Here is a 19,662-nt window from a genome sequence, read left to right as displayed (position 1 = left end):
GGTCGAGTTCCGGCGGTCGAGGTCAGGAACGACACCGAACAGGCGATACAGGACATTTTCCGGGCGTGCCACGCCGGTGCCCCTGGGGCGGCTCGATGCTGAAACCCGGGCGGTCGTCAGGCGAGAGACGTACGGCCGTTCACAAAAACGTCACCCGTACGGGTGGTCGAAGTTACGCTCCGAAGTATGGCCCGAGGGTTGCTGGTACTCAGCGTAGCCGGCGCCGTGTTGGTGCTGCCGCCGGTGATGACTGTCGGTACGCCCGGAGCAGCGACGGCGGCGCAGGTCGCGGCAACGAGTCAGATCACACCTGCGCGGCCCCCGAACACGGTGGGCACGGGTACGCCGAACCGACCGTGCCCCACGCCGACCCCGCCGGTGGCCCGACCGACCCGTCCCGCGCCGCCACCGCTCGACCCGGCGCACGCGGCGGTCGGTGGGCCCGGGTTGGCCACCCCGGGGCTGGTGGCTCCGCCCGGCTCGGCGACGCCGCCAGCGGTAACCGCGACCTCCTGGCTGGTGGCGGACCTGAGCAGCGGCGCCGTACTCGGCGGCTGTGGCCCGCACGAGTACGGGGTACCGGCCAGTGTGCAGAAGCTGCTGCTGGCAGCGGCGGTGATGCCGCACGTGGACCCGACCACCGTGGTCGACGTGACCGAGTCGGATCTCGACTTCGAGCCGGGCAGCTCGGCGGTCGGACTGGTCCGGGGCGGCCGGTACTCGATCGAGACACTGTGGCTGGGACTGCTGCTCAACTCGGGCAACGACGCGGCGAACGTACTCGCCCGACTGGGCGGTGGACCGGGTGGCAAGGCGGGCGGTGTCGCGGCGATGAACAGCGAGGCCCACCAGCTCGGCGCGTACCAGACGCATGCCGCCACACCATCCGGCCTGGACGGTCCCGGTCAGTACACCAGCGCGTACGACATGGCCCTGATCGCCCGTGCCTGCTTCGCCCGGGCCGACTTCCGGCGGTACGCCGCGACGAAACTGGCTCAGGTCCCCGCCCAGGCGGCGAACAAGACGAAGGGCTTCCCGATCTGGAACGACAATCAACTGCTGCATCGCTATCCGGGTGCGTTGGGCGGCAAGACCGGCTACACGGACCTGGCCCGGCACAGCTTCGTCGGCGCTGCCGAACGGAACGGCCGTACGCTGCTGGTCACCGTGCTCGGCGGGGAGAATCAGCCGCTCGCCGGCTGGCAGCAGGGTGCCGCGCTACTCGACTGGGGATTCGGGCTGCCCGCGACCGCGAAGGTCGGACAGCTCGTGTCCCGGGGCCAGCTCGGCCCCGGGGGACAGGGCCCGGCCCAGGCCGCCGGAACCGGTGGTTCCGGCGGTTCCGGTGAGACCCGGGCCAATGACGAGGCGCCCTCCCGACCGGGGTGGCTGCTGATGGCGGGCTCCCCGGTCGTCCTGCTCGGCATCCTGCTGATCCTGCTCCTGATCCGGCGACGTGCTCGGCGTCGACGAGTCGTGCGGTAGCGAACCGGCCCGGACCTCGGGTAAGCGAAGGTGCGGCGTTGGCTACTGGAGCCCGGTACGGACGGACGTGATGCGCTGCGTGTTGAAACCGAGCCAGTGCATCCGGCCCAGGTAGCGCGCGTGCTCGATCTTGAGGCAGCGGTCCATGACCACCGTCGCGCCGCCGTCCTCCGCGATCCGCCCGCCCTCGGCGTTGATCACGCCGAACTGGCACCAGAGGGTGCCGGCGCCGATGGCGACAGCCTCCCGGGCGATCGCCGGCAACGCATTCGGCGCGCGGAAGACGTTCACGATGTCCACCGGCACGGGTACGTCGAGCAAGCTCGGGTAACTGGTCTCACCGAGGATCGTCGTCTCGCGGGGGTTCACGGGAATGACCCGGTAGCCGTGCCGTTTGAGGTAGTAGCCGACAAAATAGCTGGCGCGCAGCTCGTTGTTCGACAGTCCCACGATCGCGATGGTCCGCCCGGCGTGGAGTACGCGCTGGATCGTCGACGGGTCCTGGTATCGATTAAGATCCATTGTCGTCATGCCGTCGCCACCTCTTTCCCCAGCGCGGCGGTGACCGCCGAGAAACCCTGCTCCAGGTCCCAGATCAGATCTTCGACCGACTCGGTGCCGACCGACAGGCGTACGGTTCCCGGCGCGACGCCGGCCGCCCGCAGTTCGTCATCGTTCAACTGGCGGTGCGTCGTGCTGGCGGGGTGGATGATCAGACTCTTCGCGTCGCCGACATTCGCCAGGTGGGACCAGAGAGTTACGCCCCGGATGAGGTCCTGCCCACCGGCTCGGCCGCCGGCGCAGTCGAACGAGAACACCGCGCCCGCGCCGTGTGGCAGGTACTTCTCCACGAGTGGCCGGTACCTGCTCGTCGGCAGACCGGGATAGGTCACATTCGTCGCCAGTTCGTGCGACTCGAGGAACGCCGCGACCGTCCTAGCGTTGCTGACGTGGCGTTGCATCCGCAGTGACAGCGTCTCGAGCCCTTGCAGGAACAGGAACGCGTTGAATGGCGCGAGCGCCCCGCCGAGATCCCGCAGGGTTTCGGCCCGTAGCTTCATCAGATAGCCGTAGGCACCGAACGTTTCGTGGAACTGTAGGCCGTGGTAGGCCGGAGACGGATCCGCGATCACGGGGAACCGCCCGTTGGACCAGTTGAAGGTGCCGGCCTCGACGACGACGCCGCCGATGCTCGTGCCGTGGCCGCCGATGAATTTGGTCGCCGAGTGAATGACGATGTCGGCGCCCCACTCGATCGGGCGGCACAGGTACGGCGTCGCAAACGTGTTGTCCACGATCAACGGCAGGTCGTGCTCATGGGCGATGGCCGCCACGGTCTCGATGTCGAGCACGTTCCCGGCAGGGTTACCGATCGTCTCACCGAAGAAGGCCTTCGTGTTCGCCCGCACCGCCCGCCGCCACGCGTCCGGATCATCGGGATCGACCCAGGTCAGCTCGACGCTCATCTTGCGCAGCAGGTGCTTGAACTGGTTCACGGTTCCGCCGTAGAGCGCCGTGGAGGACACCACGTGGTCGCCCGGCTGCAGCAACGTGAAGAGTGCGGCCGCCTGCGCCGCGATGCCACTGGCGAACGCCACCGCACCAGAGCCACCCTCGAGGTTTGCCATCCGCTCCTCGAATACCGCGACGGTCGGGTTCATGATGCGCGAGTACGTGTTCCCGTACTCCTGCAGGTTGAAGTAGGCCGCCGCCGATTCCGGGTCCTCGAACACGTAGCTGGTCGTCTGGAAGATCGGCACGGCACGAGCGCCCGTGTTCGGGTCGGGTCGTTGCCCGGCGTGCAGCTGCCGGGTCTCGAATCCGAAGGCGCGGGCTTCCTCGGCCCGCAGGTGCTTGTCGGTCACGAAGGCCTCTTTCCTCGGCGTCGGCTGCCAGCCCGGTCGTGGGCCAGGAACTGGCGGATGATGGGCGTCTGGCGTGCTTCCTCGAGCAGGAAACAGTCGTGGCCGTACGGCGCCTCGATCAGGTGGAACTCGACCGGCTTGCCGAGGGTGCGGAGCGCGTCTTCGATCTCCTCTGACGCCGAGGGCGGGTACAGCCAGTCGGAGCTGAAGGCGATCAGCAGTGTCCGCGCCGACATGCCTTCGAGGGCCCGCACGAGTGATCCGCCGCCGTACTGCCGTCCGAGGTCGAAGTAGGTGAGCGCACGGGACAGGTAGAGGTAGGTGTTGGCGTCGAATCGCCTGACGAACGAGTCGGCCTGGTGGCGCAGGTAGTTCTCGACCTCGAATTCCGGCTCGGTGATCGTGTAGCGGACGTCGTCGGCGAACTGCAGCCGCCGGCCGAACTTGTCGTCGAGTGCCGGTGCGGACAGGTACGTGACGTGGCCGACCATCCTTCCCACACCCATGCCACCGTCCGGCGCGCGTCCGGTTCCGTAGTAGTGACCGCCCTGCCAGGCGGGATCGCGCATGATCGCGTCTCGCGCGATCGCGTTCCAGGCCAGGCCCTGCGGGTGGAGGGCGTGCGTGCTGGCGATCACCACGACGGCGTCCACCTGCTCCGGGAACAGGACCGCCCATTCGAGCGCCTGCATCCCGCCGAGTGATCCGCCGGCCACCGCGGCGAGCCGCTCGATGCCGAGGGCATCCAGGAACGCGCGTTGCGTCCGTACCATGTCCGCGACGGTGATGACGGGAAAGTCCGCCCCGTACGGCCTGCCCGTCGCCGGATCGATCGACGACGGGCCTGTGCTGCCGCGGCAGCCGCCGAGCAGGTTGGTGGCGATGACGAAGTAGCGGTCGGTGTCGAACGCCTTGCCGGGGCCGATCATTCCGTCCCACCAGCCGAGCCCTCTTCCGGCGGTGCCATCACGATCGGCCGCCCCGAACCCGTCGCGAGTGCTCTCCCCGGATGGCTCCTTCGCCAGACCCGCCGCATGGGCGTCACCGCTGAGCGCGTGACACACCAGGATCACGTTGTCACGCTCGGGTGAGAGGGCGCCGTAGGTCTCGTACGCCACGCGGATCGGGCCCAGTTTCCGTCCACAGTCCAACTGCGCCGGCTCGGCCAGGTCGAGGTACCGCGTCTCGACAGTGCCGACCGAGGCGGTCCGGGCTGGTGCCACGGGCGTGATCATAGCCAATCTCCTCTCCCCGGTGTTATTGTCTACCATCCCCATAGGTAATTAGGCGAGCTGGGTGGAAGGTGGAGCACACGGCATGACTACTGTCGACAACGGCGTTAACGTCCAGGCACTGCTCGACGCACGGCAAGCGCTGAAGGGCGCACCCGAGGCCGCCCAGTTCACCTGGCGGGCGTCCTCCACGTGGCGCAACGGCGTGCACAGCACCACGACGGTGCAGAACTTCTTCGGTCTCGGGCAGGAACAGGCCCACAAGTCCGAGACGGTGTTCGACGCCGACCACCCCGAGGTCTTCGCGGCGGAGGACAACGGCATCACGCCGATCGAGTACCTCCTCGTCGGCCTGGCGAGCTGTCTGACGGCGGGTGTCGCGTCCGTCGCACAGAACCGGGGCATCCAGTTGCGCTCGGTGGAGGCGACGGTCGAGGGCCAGCATGACATCCGTGGCATCCTCGGCGTCGACAGCGACGTCCGCAACGGCTTCAACGACATCAAGGTGACGTTCAGCATCGACGCGGACGCGTCGGCGCGGGACATCGAAGCGTTGGTGGCCCAGTCCCAGAAACGCTCCGCCGTCTTCGACGCCCTCACGAACCCGACGAACGTGACCGTCGAGGTCGCCTGAGAGGGACCCAGCCATCGAGCAGACCACCGCGGTGGTGATCGGGGCGGGGCACGCGGGCCTCGCCGCGAGTCACTTCCTCACCGAACAGTCCATCGACCACGTCGTGCTCGAGCGCGGCCAGGTGGCGAACTCCTGGCGGCACGAACGCTGGGAATCCCTGCGACTGCTCACCCCCAACTGGCAGAGCCGCCTGCCCGGCCATCACTACCAGGGCCCGGATCCCGACGGCTACATGGCGGTCGGCGAAGTCATCGAATTCATCGAGCGCTTCGCCACCGTCGCGCGCTCCCCCGTCCGCACCGACACGAACGTGACGTCGGTCAGACGCGTCGACGATGACTACCGCGTGACAACCAACCACGGCGAGATCCGCTGCCGGGCGGTGGTCATCGCGAGCGGCGCATGCAACCACCCGGTGGTGCCGCAGATCAGACACGCGGTACCGGCGTCCGTCGAGCAACTGACCCCGTTCGCGACCCAGCCAAGCTCCCCGACGGCGGCGTCCTCGTCGTGGGAGCGTCGGCGACCGGCGTACAACTGGCCTCCGAGCTGAAACGCTCGGGACGACCGGTGACCCTGTCGGTAGGCGAACACGTACGGTTGCCGCGCGTCTACCGGGGACGGGACGTCCTGTGGTGGATGGACGCGTCGGGCGTCTGGGACCAACGGTACGACGAGCTGGACGACCTCGTACGGGCCCGACGCCTACCGTCGCCGCAGCTCGTCGGTACGCCCGAACGGCGGACACTCGATCTGAACGCGCTCGCCGCGGCAGGTGTCGAGTTGGTGGGCCGCTGGGCGGCCGTGCGCGACGGCCAGGCGCTGTTCTCCGGCGGCCTGCGCAACGTGTTCTCGCTCGCCGATCTCAAGATGGAGCGCTTGCTGGGCACCTTCGACGAGTGGGCGCGGGCCCGTGGACACGAAGCCGAGGTCGACCCTCCGGAACGTCTCGCCGCCACACGCGTCCCCGAATCGACGCGGTTACAGCTTGACCTGCGAAGCGGCGAGATCCGCGCGATCGTGTGGGCGACGGGCTTTCGACCCGACTACCGCTGGCTCGAGGTGCCCGTGATCGACGCGAAGGGGCAGCTGCGCCACGACGGCGGCGTGGTCGACAGCCCCGGCCTGTACGCCCTGGGGCTACCCGTGCTCCGGCGGCGCAAGTCCACGTTCATCTACGGCATCGAAGAGGACGCCCGTGAGGTGATCACCCACCTCGCCCGGTATCTGGCCACGCGTTGACGATCGTCGGGGTTCGTGGCGCGGAACCCACCGTGTCGTAGGAGCCGACCTGCCGGATGCGGCCAGGTCGCAGATACGAACCCTCGAAAAGTACCGCTCAGGCGTTAGGGCGGACGTCGACGGTGTCATCGCCGAAGGCGGCAGCGAGCGCCTTCGCGATCAATCCGGGCAGCTCGGTCCGTCCATCGTCCTCGGCCCAACGCATCAGTGCCGTGTGCATGGCGGCCAGGCAGGCGCTGGCGGCCGCCTGGGCGTGGAACACCATGTCCGGACCGGTGACCTCGTCCCCGAGGGCGTCGACGATGGCCTGCTGTAGGGCGTAGTGGTTGTCCAGGTGCTTCGCCCGCAAGGCCGGCGTCGAGATCATGAGCCGGAGGCGGGCAAGCAGGAACTGCTCGTTCGCGGTCAGATCGTCTCCGTGACGGCCTCCGGTCAACATCGTGGCCGAGTCGATGAGCACTCCGCCGATGCGGCGAACCAGGGGCTGCGCGGCCGACGACGCGGCGATCCGCTCGGCGACGAGCTGGCTGTGCTGGTCGACGATCACGAGGTCTTCCTTCGTCGGGAAGTGCCGATACACGGTCATGGGCGACACGCCTGCGGCCTCGGCGACGTCGGTCACGGTCGTGGCGTCGTATCCGCGCTCGATGAACAGCCGTACCGCGTGCGCCTGAATCGTGCGCTGCGTCTCGGCTCTCCGTTGGGCTCGCAGGGTTGAGTGCTGGTCGGGCATGTGGTAGACACTATCGCACTGGTAGTGACTACCAGTTTGGTGGTAGCTAACATTTGGGAGGGGTTGGCATGAGTGATCTGACCGGCAGGACGGCTCTCGTGACCGGAGCATCGCGCGGCATCGGGCGGGCGATCGCGGCCCGGCTGGCGGCGAAGGGTGCGGTGGTCATCGTGCACTTCGGCACGGACAAGGACGGTGCGACGGCGACGGTCGACGAGATCGGACGTACCGGTGGAACCGCCCTCGCGGTCAGGGCAGAACTGGGCGTGGAGGACGACGTCGAGACGCTCTTCACCGGAGTCGAGGCGGGCCTGGCCGGGCGACCACTCGACATCCTCGTCAACAACGCGGCGGCTGTGCCCGCGGGCCCGCTCGGCGCCACGACGCGGAAGGAGTTCGACCACCTCTTCGCGGTGAACGTACGAGCGCCGTACTTCATCATCCAGCAAGCATTGCCACTGCTGCGCGACGGTGGCCGCATCATCACGATCTCGTCCGTGGCGACCCGGAGCGCCTTCCCCAACCAGACGTCCTTCGCCATGACGAAGGGAGCGGTCGAGACGATGAGCATGACCTTGGCCAGCGAGGTCGGGGTCCGAGGAATCACGGTGAACGCTGTCGCTCCCGGCGCCACTGCGACCGCGACCAACGGATCGTCCTTCGACGCGCCGGGCCTGGCCGAATTCATCGTCAAGGGAACGGCGCTTGGCCGCCTGGGCGGGCCGGACGACGTCGCCGACGTAGTCGCGTTTCTCGCCTCCGACGCCGCGCGCTGGGTCACCGGTCAGGTGATCGACGCAAGTGGCGGCCTGTTCCTCGGACCGCGCCCCTGAGAGCAGGATGTCGACCTAGTCGAGGATGGCGTCGAGCTCCACTTCAACGAGCCAGTCCGGGTCGATGAAGCATGCGACCCCAACAAAGGTGCACGCTGGACGGACCGATGCGAACCGCTCCCCGTGGGCTTGCGCGGCTTCCCTCCATCGACTCACATCGGTCAGCATGACGCGGGTTCGCACGACATCTTCCAGTGATGCCCCTACTGCCTCCAGCGCGGCCGCTGCGATATCCAGACACCTGACGGTCTGGGTGTAGACGTCGCCCTGCCCCACTGTCTTTCCGTCGTCGCCGATGGGAGCAGTGCCAGCAACCGCGACATGGGCACCTTTACGAATTGCCCGTGAAAACCCTATCCGGGGTTCGAGCGCTGACCCGGAACTGACCGTCTGCCGCATACGCTCCATCACCCCATGCTCCCCTGGGCGCCGCACCTTCGAACAGGCCCTAGCTGCCGATGGCGAGGTGGATCGCGGGGACGGTCACAGGGCCGACGCCGACGCCGAACGATGTGGGGCCGCTGGCGGCGAGGGTGGGAGCCACGCCGGTGGCAGGTCCCAGGGCGGCGCGCAGTCTCGCGCCGCCCTGGGACCTGCCGGCAACCGCGAGAGCGCGCACACCGAACCGAACGAGGAGCAGGGTGGATCCGGCCCGGCCGGGGAGCAGCCCGGTCACCACTACGAGGACGCGAGCGCCAGCGGCGCCACACCCGGTACGTGCGGGGTTGAGGAGTTCGCCGGCCTCGGCGCGATCATCATCACCGGCACCGTCCGCGACAGCCTCTACGTCCTCGACACGCTGCTCAACCTCGACGCCGGCCCGAAGCCGGAGATGGTGGCGACCGACACGGCCAGCTACTCGGACATTGTCTTCGGCCTATTTCGGCTGCTGGGTACCGGCTCTCCCCGCGCATCGCCGATGTGGGCGGCACCGGGTTCTGGCGTGCCGACATTCCCGGCCGGGCCGCCGGCGACTACGGCCCGCTGAACGCGATCGCCCGCAACAAGGTCAGCCTCGAACGGATCATCACCCACTGGCCGGACATGCTACGGGTGGCCGGCTCCCTGATCACTAACCAGGTCCGCGCCTACGACCTGCTGCGGATGCTGACCCGCGACGGGCATCCCACCCCGCTCGGTCAAGCCCTGGCTGAGTACGGCCGGATCGTCAAGACCCTGCACCTGCTGGCCATGGTCGACCCGGTCGACGAAACCTACCGGCGTACCGTGACCCGGCAACTGAACATCGGCGAGTCCCGACACTCCCTGGCCCGCAAGATCCTGCACGGACACCGCGGCGACATCATGCAGCCCTACCGCGCCGGACAGGAAGACCAGCTCGGCGCGCTCGGACTCGTCCTCAACGCGGTCGTGCTCTTCAACACCCGCTACATCGGCCTGGCCGTCACCGCGCTCCGCGCCAGGGCTACCAGGTCCGCGACGAGGACGCCTCCCGCCTGTCACCGCTCGGGTACGCGCACATCAACATGCTGGGGCGTTACACCTTCCCCGCCCCGTCAAGCGCACAGCAGCTCAGGTCCCTGCGCGCCCCCGGATGCCTGTGTGGGAGTGTGGATCTAACGGCTCTGGCTCACTTTCGGTGGTAGCTGGGAGTAGCAGCGCATCTGCCTGAGCAGCACCGCTGTCCAAATTGGTGCAGTCAGAGCAGAAGGTGTAGCGGATCATGGTTGTGACAGCCAGACGGAGACCGATCAGCACCAAAGTGCCAGCGTCAGAGGCTCGCGCGGACGTGGACGCTACCGTTACGGAATGTCACCACCGAAAGTGAGCCGGAGCCCTTAAATCCACAGACCCCATCACGCGCAGCATCGATCGACTGCGAGAAGTCGAGCGTCTGCCGCGCGGACCCGAATGCGCCATGACGAGCGAGTCGTTGTCGATGTAGACCACCCGGCAGCGCGGGTCAAGGGACTGCGCGACCTCGTGGGTGTTGTCCGCCGAGGGGAGCCCGGTGCCGACGTCGAGGAACTGACGGATGCCGGCATCCTCGACGAGGAACCTGACCACCCGCTTGAGGAACGCGCGCTCGGACTTGGCCCCGATGGGGATGCACGCCAGGTCTCTGGGGTGGATGTCCCTGGCCCGCCGGCCTCGCCGGTCACATCGACTCTGAAATTCCGTGCCGGTCCGAGGGGACGCTCATCGGGTCCAGCCGACGAACTGGTGCCCGCCGGCCGGGTGGGTTGCCCCACCCGGCTGGCGTCCGGACCCGAACCTGGAAGCCGGCATCGAAAGGCTGGCAGTGGTGGGTGCCGGTTTGGGACTGACCGTCGTCTCAGTGCTTCTTGAACACCGGCATGGTGTCCAGCGTGGTGGTGATGTTCTGCGTGGTGCCGCCCCGGTACGTCTTCCCGGTGAAGATGTCGGTCCAGCTGTTGCCCGGCGGGAACCACACCGGCGTCGTGGCGGTGTTGCCGGGCGTCGTCACCGGTGCCACCAGGTAGTCCGGGCCGTAGAGGTACTCGGAGCCGGCGGTGGCGTACGCGGCCTGCTCATTCGGGTATGCCAGGTACATCGAACGGACAATGGGCGTACCCGTGCGCGTGGCTTCCTGGGCAGCGGCGTAGGTGTACGGCAGCAGCTTCTCCCGCAGGTTCAGGAACTTCTTGGCCGACGCGCTCGCCACCGGACCGTACTGCCAGGGCAGCCGGTCGCTGTGGTTGGAGTGCAGCCGGTCGATCGGCTGGAACGTACCGAACTGGACCCACCGGGCGTAGAGGTCGTCGGGCAGCTTCGTGCTGCCCGGTTCGCTGCCCGGCTCCTGCAGGCCGCCCGTGTGCCCGCCGATGTCGTGGCTGACCGCGGCCAGTCCGGTCGCGGCCGACTCGCCCGGCGTGTAGCCGACCTCCATCTGCAGGGTCTGCCAGTCGGAGGTGGTGTCGCCGGTGAAGTGCAGCGTGGTGCGCTTGTCGGCCCACGGTCCGGTCGACACCGGGGTCGGGCTGCTGTAGCCGCCGGCCTGCAATGCGCCGTACGCCCGGGAGAACGCGAAACCGGTCTTGTCGGCGTACTGCTGGTTGATCCATGCGTCCGCAGTCACCCCGGCGAGCGAGGACTTCGTGTTGTCGCAGCACCAGTCCAACCACCAGAAGTCCGTGCCCCTGCTGCCCTTCGGGATCATCCCGTCGTGGAGCTGCATGTACGCCTTGAGCTGGTCCGGGTCGCCGAAGTCGAACGCGTAGCAGTCGGCACCGCCGTTGCAGCCGACGCGCTGCAGCTTGCCCTTCGCGGTGGCCTGCGCCTGCGCGAACTTCGGGTCCGAGCCAAGGATGCTCGGGTGGATGTTGATGCCGGTGTGCAGGCCCTGCTTCTTGGCCCAGTCGAAGAACGCCTTCGGGTCGGGGATCCGGGTGGGGTCGATGCTCCAGCCGTTCCACCTGTCCGGCGCCTTGACGTCGGTGTCGAGGACAAGCACATCCATCGGTACACCCTCGGCCTTGGCCCGGGTCACCAGGTTCTGGAACTCGGTCGCGGTGCGGTCGTAGTACTCGGAATACCACACCCCGTACGCCCATTTCGGCAGCAGCTTCGTGGGCCCGGTCAGGGTCGACAGGTCCTTCAGACCACGGGTGAAGTCCTGCCCGTACGCGAAGACGTAGCCGTCCTGCTCGGCGGCGGGCCGGGGCTTGGTGTTGCTCAGAGCCGAGGCCGAGTCGTCGAGCAGGTACCAGCCGTCCTGGTAGAGCAGGCCCGGAGCGGTAAGTGCGGAACCGGTCACGCCGTCCAGGCCCCGGCGGTAGCCGCCGAGCGGCGCGTGCGGGGCGAGCAGCGGGGAGTCCTTGCTCGTGACGGCGACCGTGTCCACATTGACGTTGCAGCTGGCATCCGTGGGGCAACCCAGCGTCACGGTGTTGGTGCCGCGGTTGAGGTGGACCGGGACGGAGGCGGTGTTCCAGTAGTCCCACCCGCTGGTCGGCGGAAGGGTCGCCGTGACCGGCGCCGCCGTTCCCGCCGTGACCGACATGGTGCGTGCCTGGCTCGGCTGGGAGCCGGCCTGGCCGTTGGCGTAGCGGATCTGCACCTGGTAGTCACCCGCGGACGGAACATCCGTCACGGTGAGAACGTCGGCGGACGTGGTGCTTTCCAGGCCGGCCAGGAATCCCGTACCGGAAGCGCCGTTGTGGTCGTTCGCGGGCCTCGCACCGCCGGTCAGCGCGCCGGTTTCGGCCTCTCCCAGCGTGCCGAACCGCAGGGGCTGCGGCTGCGGCGTGGCCGGCGCCGGGAACGAATCACCCGGGTTGGCCACCGCGAGGCTGTCGATGTTCACATTGCCGGAGTCGTTGGGACCCCGCACGACGCTGATCTCGTGCCGGTCCGCAGTGAGGTCGACCGGCACGCTGGCCAGGCCCCAGGTGTCCCAGTTCGCGGTGGGCGGCAGCGTCAGCGTGCGGCCGGCGTCACCGTCGACCTGAACCGTCAGGGTGCGGGCCACGGTCTGGCCGTCGCCGCCAGCGCTGTTGGCGTAGCGGACGGTGAGCTGCTTGGTGCCGTCTTCTGGAGCAGCGAGCGCGAACTTGACCGAGTCGCCGGACGAGGCAAAACCGGCCGCGAAGCCGCGTCCGGTATATCCCCGGTGGTCGGTGGCCACGCCGGGACCGCTCAGCTGCAGCGATTCGGCCTCACAGAGCGCGCCGAACGTGCAGTCCGGAGCACTGTGGCCGGCCCAGGGGCTGCCCTGCACGATCTGCTTGCCGGTCTTGAGCTGCACGGTGAGGTTGTCGGCGGTGAACGTGCCCGAGTCAACCTGGTAACGCAACGTCATCGCACCGGTGTCGATGGTGAGCCAGCCGTGATCGATGTGCTTGGTGAAACGCGTACGGGAGAAATCATCGCGCCCGATGGCATTGAACGTGGCGGCGTCGGTGAACTTGCCGTCCTTCTGGTACTCGGTGCGGATCAGGGTCGGGGACAGCACCTCGAAACGTGCGTCGCCCGACCGAACGGCTTCGTCCTGCGCCTTGTTGTGGCTGGCCTGGGCCGGCGCGGACGGAGCGAGTATCAGCCCCGTGATGAGAATGCCGGCTGCGGCGGCTGCTGTCGCGCCGCGGCGCCGTGAACTCCGATAGAGCAAGATGCGCCCCTCGTCTGATATGGAAGAAATGAGTCGATGACAACGCTGTCACTGGACTGAAACGCATGTCAACGGGTCTTGAGGGGTGTCCCTTCTCTCTTCCGTCAGCGGTCGTACTCGTCCGGCAGGCGCCGCCCGTTGCCCCCTCGTCGCTCGGATGGATCCGGTGGTAGTCCGCAAAGAGTTCCAAGCCAACAAATCCACGCCACCTCCCCTCTCAATTCGCCTGCGAGGAGGGTCTGTGGATTTAAGGGCTCTGTCTCACATTCGGCTCTGGCTCACTCTCGGTGGTGACATTCCGTAACGGTATCGTCCACGTCCGCGCGAGCCTCTGACGCTGGCACTTTGGTGCTGATCGGTCTCCGTCTGGCTGTCACAACCATGATCCGCTACACCTTCTGCTCTGACTGCACCAATTTGGACAGCGGTGCTGCTCAGGTAGATGCGCTGCTACTCCCAGCTACCACCGAAAGTGAGCCAGAGCCGCTAGCGAGACAGCCCCGCCTGTGTCGGCTGATGCCATGACGCAGGCGATCCGCGCCCGGCCTTAAGGGGGCGCCCGTCTGCGTGCGTGGCAGCGGTGTGCAACGGGGGCGATAAGGCGCGGGTTCGGTGTCCGCGTCGCGGACCGCGATCAGAGGTGCTGTCCGGCCCCGAGGGCGGATGCGTTGCTCGCGAGGCGGGAGTAGTCGCTCAGGCTAGATGTCGCGGACAGCCAAGCGGAGGTCTTTGAAGCAAGGGATTCGCACGCAGGCATGTCCGTGCGGGCGAAGGCCAGCACATTCAAGTAAGCCGCCGCACGCTGGGCCGGCCCGCCGACCGCGACCGCCGGCGGGCCGGATGGTACGGGCCGCCCCACGGCGCAGGTCATCGCGCCGTGGGGCGGCACCTTATGCCCGCTCGGGTGACAGCGGTGGGGCGGTGACGACAAGGAAGGTGAAGTCCTCGCGGGCCTTGGCGTCGATGGGCAGGGGCAGGCGGATGCGCCCGGAGTCGACCATGCCTCGCACGGCGGGACGGCTCAGGCCGAACCCGGCGGTGAGCAGCTTCTCGACCCGGACGGGTGCCGGGAGCTCGAACCTGATGATGACCTCGAGCGGCGCGGCATCCTCGCGCTGGAGGTCGTAGAACGGTATGTCGGTGTCCAACTGCCAGGTGCCGGTCCAGTCGAGCTGGTAGGCGGCTTTGTGGGCGAGCGTCGCGTCCATGGTCAGCTGTCGCACCATGGCCGGATCGTTGTTCTCGAACCTCAGTAGCCGCTCGTTGTCCAGCGCCCGCACGTTGACACGCTCGTGGACGGGGATCTTCGACGTGCGGCCGCACAGGTCGCAGCCAATCAGTAGCCACACGTCGAGCAGCTTGTGGTTCGCGTTGACCCGGATCTTCCCGGTGGGACGGTGCCGGGTGGACCTGCACGACACGCAGGCTTTGACGATGGTCGGCAGTCCGAGCTCGCTGACCACCCACAGCGCTTTGCGGTCGATGCCGGGTCCGCGACCGTCGGCCGGCACGCGGACATGGCGGGAACTATTCATGGCTTCGGCGATTCCAAGGTCTAGGCAGGAGGCGCCCGGCAGCGCGATGGCGCGCCGGGGGGGTGCCTCCCGGATCCAGTGGCGGGCAGCCGGCGTCTCGGCGCGGAGCAAGCCGGCTGGCGCGACGTCGCAGATCACGTCGCGTGAAGGAAGCCCGCACCGGTCACCCGGTGCGGGCTTCGAGTGGCACGGCGGACCGAGACGGGGAGGTGACTCGAACCCGCCTTCGTCGCGCACGTGCGCCACTGGTCACTGATCCATGCGGTCAGCATGGTCAACCCGCGGGCCGCCGGGCAACGGATTTTCCGCGTGGCCCCGCCGCAGGGGGTGAGGAAACCCGCTGTCGGTTGTCGGAACGGGGTGGTACAAAGCCGCGGTGGAAGAGACTCTGGAGTTCGCCGACCTGTTGCGGCTGATGGACGAACGATCGGCCGCTTTCCGGGCGACGGTCGCCGCGGCACCCAGCCTCGACGTACGGGTGCCGACCTGCTCCGAGTGGACGTTGTTCGACCTGGTGCAGCACCTGGGCGAGGGGCGCCGCAAGTGGGCCGCCATCGTGGCCGCAGAGCCCGCCGACGCTCCTCCGGCGATGTCCGCCCCGGTGGCGCCCCGGGAACGCGAGGCCCTGCTGGCCTGGTTCGCCGCGTCGACGGGGGAGCTGCTGGACGCGCTGCGGGAGGCCGGCCCGGATCGTGGTTGCTGGACGTGGTGGGGTCCGTCGCAGTCGCCGCAGACCACTGGAGCCGTCGCCCGGCACCAGCTCCAGCAGGTCGCCGTGCACACCTACGACGCCCAGGTCACCGTGGGCGCCCCGCAGCCGCTGCCGGACGAGGTGGCCCTCGACGGTGTCGACGAGTTCCTGACCACCTGCGTCGCGACGACGGCCGCATGGCCGCACAAGCCCGCGGTCATCGACTACCACGCCACCGAAGGCCGTTCCTGGCGGCTCTGGCTCTCCGCCGACGGCGCCCGGACCGCCCGCCTCCCCACGCCGGCCGCTGGCGAGGGCCCGGAGGCGGCCGATGTCTCCGCCCGGGGCACGGCCAATGAGCTGGTCATGTTCTGCTACGGCCGCATTCCGATGGACTCCCTGCAGATCGACGGCGACCGGCGCGTCTTCGAGCAGCTGATCGCCTGGGAGCCGGAGGAATAGGACGCGACGGGGGACCCACCGCCCTGCGCCGACCTCGGCCTCAGCGCACGGCGGTGGGTCTGCGGCCCGTCACTCGTAGCGGAATTTCAGCGAGTCCGCCTCCACCTGCTCGATGTCGGCGATCGTCAGCTCCGGCATCCGCAGCTGGGCCAGCGTCACCTCGGCCAAGGTCGGCTGGGCGTCCGCCAGCAGCCACTGTTCCGGCTTCCAGGCCCCGTCGCGCAGCAGCGACTTGGGGCAGTGCGGGTAGACCTCCTGATGCCCAGCACCAGCCCAGCGACTTGACCCCGACGCCGTGGGCTTCGAGGAGGGCGACGATGTCCACCAGGTCACGCAGGCTACAACCGAGCCGGTCGATCTTCCAGATGATCAGAATGTCGCCGGGGCGCAGATCGTCCAGGTAGGCCTGCCACTGCGGGCGGTCGGCCTTGGTCCCGGTGGCCACGTCTTTGTAGATCTTGAGGCAGTCCTCGGCGGCGAGAGCACCAAGCTGCAGTTGCGGATCTTGGTCGGCAGTACTGACTCGCAGCGTTAACCGCTGTACCGCTCTTCCTCAACCTCGACGTGAATGATGTACCGCAGCCGGTCGGCGACGGATCCTGCGTACCCGATGATCCCGGTCATGCGACAGTCCGCCGTCGGCGCATCCGCCGGGACACCACCCACGTGGTGACCATCGCGAGCAGCGCGCCGCCACCGACGGCAAAGATCTGGACAGCGGCGCTGCGGCCAGGGCGAGTGCTGCCCGCAGGCGCTGCACCGGTAAGGACCCATCGTCGGTGTCCGCGCCCGTGTCGTACATCGCCCGTTGGCCGCCGGGGCCGGTGGCGAGCGCACGGTACCCGGGATTGAGGTCGATCAGCATGCGTACGACAACACTGACCGTGCCGACCGGCTCCGGGCGATGGCCACGGTCTGCGGGTCGCCGAACGGATGCGCCGCCGCTGCGGCGGGCACGGCCGTGACGGACACGGTGACGGCGAGCGCCGCCAGCGCGAGGACTCGCGCCGCGCCATGGCGGCGGCGACGTCCGGGTGAGGACAAGGAGATGCTCCGGATCTTATGACGGCAGGGTTCTCCTCCACTGTGTCCATTGCGGGGAACACACACGTCCGGTCCGGCGATCGGTAATGGACGGCGGCATGAACAGTCGATCAACGGCGTCCCGGGTGCCGGAGATCACCACCCCTAAAGCATCCTAGGACAATAGGTAGCGCCGCCCGGCCCGGACGACTGAGGGGCAGGTGGTCGAACCGCTACCCGATGCTCGTCGACGAGCACCGGCGCACCTCAACCGGCGTGTGACTGACGGCGGAGCTGACTCAGGATCCGGGCGAGGTGGTCGCGGTCCGGCTCGCCGAGGCCACCAAAGAAGCGCTCGGCCTCGGCGTCCCGAGCCGAGCGGATGGCCACCGCGACCTTTGCGCCCTCCTCGGTGAGCGCGACGAGGGTCGCCCGACGGTCGCCTGGGTCGGGACGGCGTTCGACCAGGCCACGTTCCTGCAGGCTGTCGACCACTTCCGTGGTCGAGCGCGGCACGATCCGCAATCGCTCGGCGAGTTCACTGAGCCGCATCACACCGTGCCGGGTCAGCACGTCGATGGCCCGAGACTGGCTCGGAGTGATCTCCCAGGGCTGCAACGTCTCCCGGGACAGGTGGCGGAGCTGACGGGCGACCCCCCAGAACGCCTCGGGCAGGCTCTCGTCCTCTTCCCCACCGTGCTGCGCGGTCACCGGAATAGGTTATCACCAACTCTGGTTGTAACCTCAAGTTGAGGTAACCTCAGCATCGCCCCTTGACCAGATGGCAGAGGTGGTACTCCCCCTTGGAATCGGATATCAAGCAACGAAGAGGCCGTTCCGGCCGCCCACCATCAGCCGGCCCTACAGCCGCAGCTACGGAGAAGGCCCAGGCCAGCGAGGTGTCGCTGGGCAGGATCGGCCGGCTCTTCATGCCACACCGGTGGCAACTGGCCATCGTCACCGCGATCATCGTGGCCTCCTCGATGGTCGCCATGGCCACCCCCTTCCTCCTGCGCGCCGTCATCGACAAGGCACTGCCCGAGCGCAACCTGACCCTGCTGGTCTGGCTGGTTCTCGGCATGGTGGCAGTCGCCGCGGTGACCTCCGCGCTCGGCGTGATCCAGACCTGGATCTCCACCACGGTCGGTCAACAGGTCATGCACCGTCTGCGTAGCGACGTCTTCACCCACCTGCACCGGCAGTCGATCGCGTTCTTCACCCGGACCCGTAGCGGCGAGGTGCAGTCGCGCATCACCAACGACATCGGCGGCATGGAGTCGGTGGTCACCTCGACCGCGACCTCCATCGCGTCCAACCTGACCACCACGATCGCCACCGCAGTCGCCATGGCCGCCCTGTCCTGGCAACTGTCCCTGGTCTCTCTCGTGGTGTTCCCTCCGTCGATCTACCTGACCCGCAAGGTCGCCCGGATGCGCCGGGCCATCACCGCGCAACGTCAGCGTGAGCTCGCGGACCTCAACGTCACCATCGAGGAGGGCCTGTCGATCAGCGGTGTCCAGCTCAGCAAGACCATGGGTACCGGCGCCTCCATGATCGACCGCTTCACCGCCTCGTCCGCACGCCTCATCGACCTGGAGCTACGCGCGGATCTGGCCGGCCGGTGGCGAATGGCGTCCATGAACATCATCTTCGCCGCCATCCCCGCGATCATCTATCTGAGCGCCGGGCTGCCGATGACCGCCGACACGCTGAGCATCGGAACCCTGGTCGCCTTCACCGCCCTGCAGTCCGGATTGTTCCGGCCGTTGATGGGGCTGCTCGGTGTCGGAGTGACGCTCACCAGCTCACTGGCGCTGTTCGCGCGGATCTTCGAATACCTGGACCTGCCAATCGAGGTCGCCGACCCGGCCCGGCCAGTGGAGATCGACCCTTCCCGGATTCAGGGAGAACTGCGCTTCGAGGACGTCACGTTCAGCTACCCGGGCAGCGACACCGCCGCGGTCGCCAGCGTCAGCCTCGACGTACCCGCAGGCACGACACTGGCGTTGGTCGGTGAGACCGGCTCCGGCAAGAGCACCACGGCCGCGCTGATCACCCGGCTCTACGACCCCGCCGCCGGCCGGGTCACCATCGACGGGATCGACATCCGGGACCTCCGGCTCACCGACCTCGCCGCGATCGTGGGAGTGGTCAGCCAGGAGACCTACCTGCTGCACACGACGGTGCGGGAAAATCTGCGGTACGCCAAACCGGACGCCACGGACGCGGAGATCGAGGACGCGACTCGGGCCGCCCAGGTGCACGACCTCATCAGCGGCCTTCCCGACGGCTACGACACCGTGGTCGGCTCCCGGGGACACCGCTTCTCCGGCGGCGAGCAGCAACGCATCGCGATCGCCCGTACCCTGCTCCGCAATCCCCGGGTCCTCGTCCTGGACGAGGCCACCAGCGCGCTGGACACCGAGACCGAACGTGCCGTGCAGCAAGCCTTCGACACGCTCGCCCGGGGCCGTACCACGGTCACCATCGCCCATCGGCTGTCCACCGTGCGCGACGCCGACCAGATCGCCGTCATCGACCACGGCCGCGTCATCGAGTCCGGCACCCACGCCAGCCTGATCGAGGACAACGGCCGCTACGCCGCCCTGGCCGCCTAGACCTGGATCCACCAGTCTGGGCACCAGGTGAGGCTGGTACGGCCACGCGGAGCCAGACAACTTACGCGCGACCCACCAGACGGCCCGTAGCTGCCGCCTCACACGTATCGCCGGGTCTCCGTTCGACCTGTATGGCGGCGACCGGGGCCCACCCGCGCCACTCCGCGAGCGTCCGTCGGATCCGGTCACCATTGGCTCGCCCAGTCGGACGGACAGG

Annotated in this window: 15 protein-coding genes and 3 pseudogenes; 8 read left to right on the top strand and 10 right to left on the bottom strand. The window is 68.2% G+C overall.

What is annotated here, in order from left to right:
* The first annotated feature begins 246 nt into the window (after positions 1–246).
* Positions 247–1,485, top strand: coding sequence for a D-alanyl-D-alanine carboxypeptidase family protein (locus BDK92_RS37510; protein ID WP_425462331.1), 1,239 nt, complete (start codon positions 247–249; stop codon positions 1,483–1,485).
* A 42-nt stretch (positions 1,486–1,527) separates the two neighbouring features.
* On the opposite strand, the gene BDK92_RS37505 is transcribed toward BDK92_RS37510, so the two are convergent.
* Genes BDK92_RS37505 through metX form a run of 3 tightly spaced genes read right to left on the bottom strand, consistent with a single transcriptional unit; the run spans position 1,528 to position 4,585 of the window.
* Positions 1,528–2,007, bottom strand: coding sequence for a CoA-binding protein (locus tag BDK92_RS37505; protein ID WP_121161160.1), 480 nt, complete (start codon positions 2,005–2,007; stop codon positions 1,528–1,530).
* Positions 2,008–2,012: 5 nt separating this feature from the next.
* Complete coding sequence (locus BDK92_RS37500; protein ID WP_121161158.1) at positions 2,013–3,350, bottom strand: O-acetylhomoserine aminocarboxypropyltransferase/cysteine synthase family protein; 1,338 nt, start codon at positions 3,348–3,350, stop codon at positions 2,013–2,015.
* Entirely contained in the window at positions 3,347–4,585 is a 1,239-nt protein-coding gene (gene metX / locus BDK92_RS37495; protein WP_121161156.1) for a homoserine O-acetyltransferase MetX, read from the bottom strand. The genes BDK92_RS37500 and metX overlap by 4 nt, the downstream gene beginning before the upstream one ends.
* A gap of 82 nt (positions 4,586–4,667) precedes the next feature.
* On the opposite strand from metX, the gene BDK92_RS37490 reads away from it, so the two are divergent.
* Genes BDK92_RS37490 through BDK92_RS39955 form a run of 3 tightly spaced genes read left to right on the top strand, consistent with a single transcriptional unit; the run spans position 4,668 to position 6,458 of the window.
* On the top strand, positions 4,668–5,216 hold the full coding sequence (locus BDK92_RS37490; RefSeq protein WP_121161154.1) for an OsmC family protein: 549 nt from the start codon (positions 4,668–4,670) through the stop codon (positions 5,214–5,216).
* A 31-nt stretch (positions 5,217–5,247) separates the two neighbouring features.
* On the top strand, positions 5,248–5,769 hold the full coding sequence (locus BDK92_RS39960) for an NAD(P)-binding domain-containing protein (protein WP_211349523.1): 522 nt from the start codon (positions 5,248–5,250) through the stop codon (positions 5,767–5,769).
* A 17-nt stretch (positions 5,770–5,786) separates the two neighbouring features.
* A complete protein-coding gene (locus tag BDK92_RS39955) occupies positions 5,787–6,458 on the top strand; it encodes a hypothetical protein (protein WP_211349522.1) in 672 nt (223 codons plus the stop codon).
* 97 nt (positions 6,459–6,555) lie between these two features.
* Here the strand turns inward: BDK92_RS39955 and BDK92_RS37480 are convergent, their stop codons facing one another.
* Positions 6,556–7,191, bottom strand: coding sequence for a TetR/AcrR family transcriptional regulator (locus BDK92_RS37480; RefSeq protein WP_121161152.1), 636 nt, complete (start codon positions 7,189–7,191; stop codon positions 6,556–6,558).
* 68 nt (positions 7,192–7,259) lie between these two features.
* On the opposite strand from BDK92_RS37480, the gene BDK92_RS37475 reads away from it, so the two are divergent.
* A complete protein-coding gene (locus BDK92_RS37475; RefSeq protein WP_121161150.1) occupies positions 7,260–8,024 on the top strand; it encodes an SDR family oxidoreductase in 765 nt (254 codons plus the stop codon).
* Between the two features lie 15 nt (positions 8,025–8,039).
* On the opposite strand, the gene BDK92_RS37470 is transcribed toward BDK92_RS37475, so the two are convergent.
* The gene (locus BDK92_RS37470; RefSeq protein ID WP_121162892.1) at positions 8,040–8,432 is read right to left on the bottom strand and encodes a Rid family hydrolase; all 393 of its coding nucleotides are present in this window, start codon (positions 8,430–8,432) and stop codon (positions 8,040–8,042) included.
* A gap of 319 nt (positions 8,433–8,751) precedes the next feature.
* Between BDK92_RS37470 and BDK92_RS37465 the strand changes: the two are divergent.
* Positions 8,752–9,631: pseudogene (locus BDK92_RS37465) on the top strand (Tn3 family transposase); the annotation flags it as partial.
* A 247-nt stretch (positions 9,632–9,878) separates the two neighbouring features.
* Here BDK92_RS37465 and BDK92_RS37460 read toward each other — a convergent pair.
* From BDK92_RS37460 to BDK92_RS37450, 3 genes and pseudogenes are all read right to left on the bottom strand, one after another.
* A pseudogene (locus BDK92_RS37460) lies at positions 9,879–10,118 on the bottom strand (SAM-dependent methyltransferase); the annotation flags it as partial.
* A 202-nt stretch (positions 10,119–10,320) separates the two neighbouring features.
* Positions 10,321–13,116, bottom strand: a complete 2,796-nt coding sequence (locus BDK92_RS37455) for a TIM-barrel domain-containing protein (protein WP_121161149.1) — start codon at positions 13,114–13,116, stop codon at positions 10,321–10,323.
* Positions 13,117–14,006: 890 nt separating this feature from the next.
* Complete coding sequence (locus BDK92_RS37450) at positions 14,007–14,789, bottom strand: DUF1062 domain-containing protein (RefSeq protein ID WP_211349518.1); 783 nt, start codon at positions 14,787–14,789, stop codon at positions 14,007–14,009.
* A 238-nt stretch (positions 14,790–15,027) separates the two neighbouring features.
* On the opposite strand from BDK92_RS37450, the gene BDK92_RS37445 reads away from it, so the two are divergent.
* Positions 15,028–15,804: a maleylpyruvate isomerase family mycothiol-dependent enzyme gene (locus tag BDK92_RS37445; RefSeq protein WP_121161145.1), complete on the top strand. Its 777-nt coding sequence runs from the start codon at positions 15,028–15,030 to the stop codon at positions 15,802–15,804.
* Positions 15,805–16,138: 334 nt separating this feature from the next.
* Here the strand turns inward: BDK92_RS37445 and BDK92_RS41390 are convergent.
* Both BDK92_RS41390 and BDK92_RS37425 read right to left on the bottom strand, forming a co-directional pair.
* Positions 16,139–16,300, bottom strand: a pseudogene (locus BDK92_RS41390) (recombinase family protein); the annotation flags it as partial.
* A gap of 794 nt (positions 16,301–17,094) precedes the next feature.
* Positions 17,095–17,538, bottom strand: a complete 444-nt coding sequence (locus BDK92_RS37425; RefSeq protein ID WP_121161141.1) for a MarR family winged helix-turn-helix transcriptional regulator — start codon at positions 17,536–17,538, stop codon at positions 17,095–17,097.
* 218 nt (positions 17,539–17,756) lie between these two features.
* Here BDK92_RS37425 and BDK92_RS37420 point away from each other — a divergent pair, with 218 nt between their 5' ends.
* Entirely contained in the window at positions 17,757–19,445 is a 1,689-nt protein-coding gene (locus tag BDK92_RS37420; protein ID WP_121162891.1) for an ABC transporter ATP-binding protein, read from the top strand.
* Positions 19,446–19,662 lie beyond the last annotated feature (217 nt).

Origin of the sequence: Micromonospora pisi (genome assembly GCF_003633685.1) — a bacterium.
Taxonomy (GTDB): domain Bacteria; phylum Actinomycetota; class Actinomycetes; order Mycobacteriales; family Micromonosporaceae; genus Micromonospora_G; species Micromonospora_G pisi.
The sequence above is the reverse complement of the archived record's forward strand: the minus strand, read 5'-3'. Positions and strand labels throughout refer to the sequence as shown.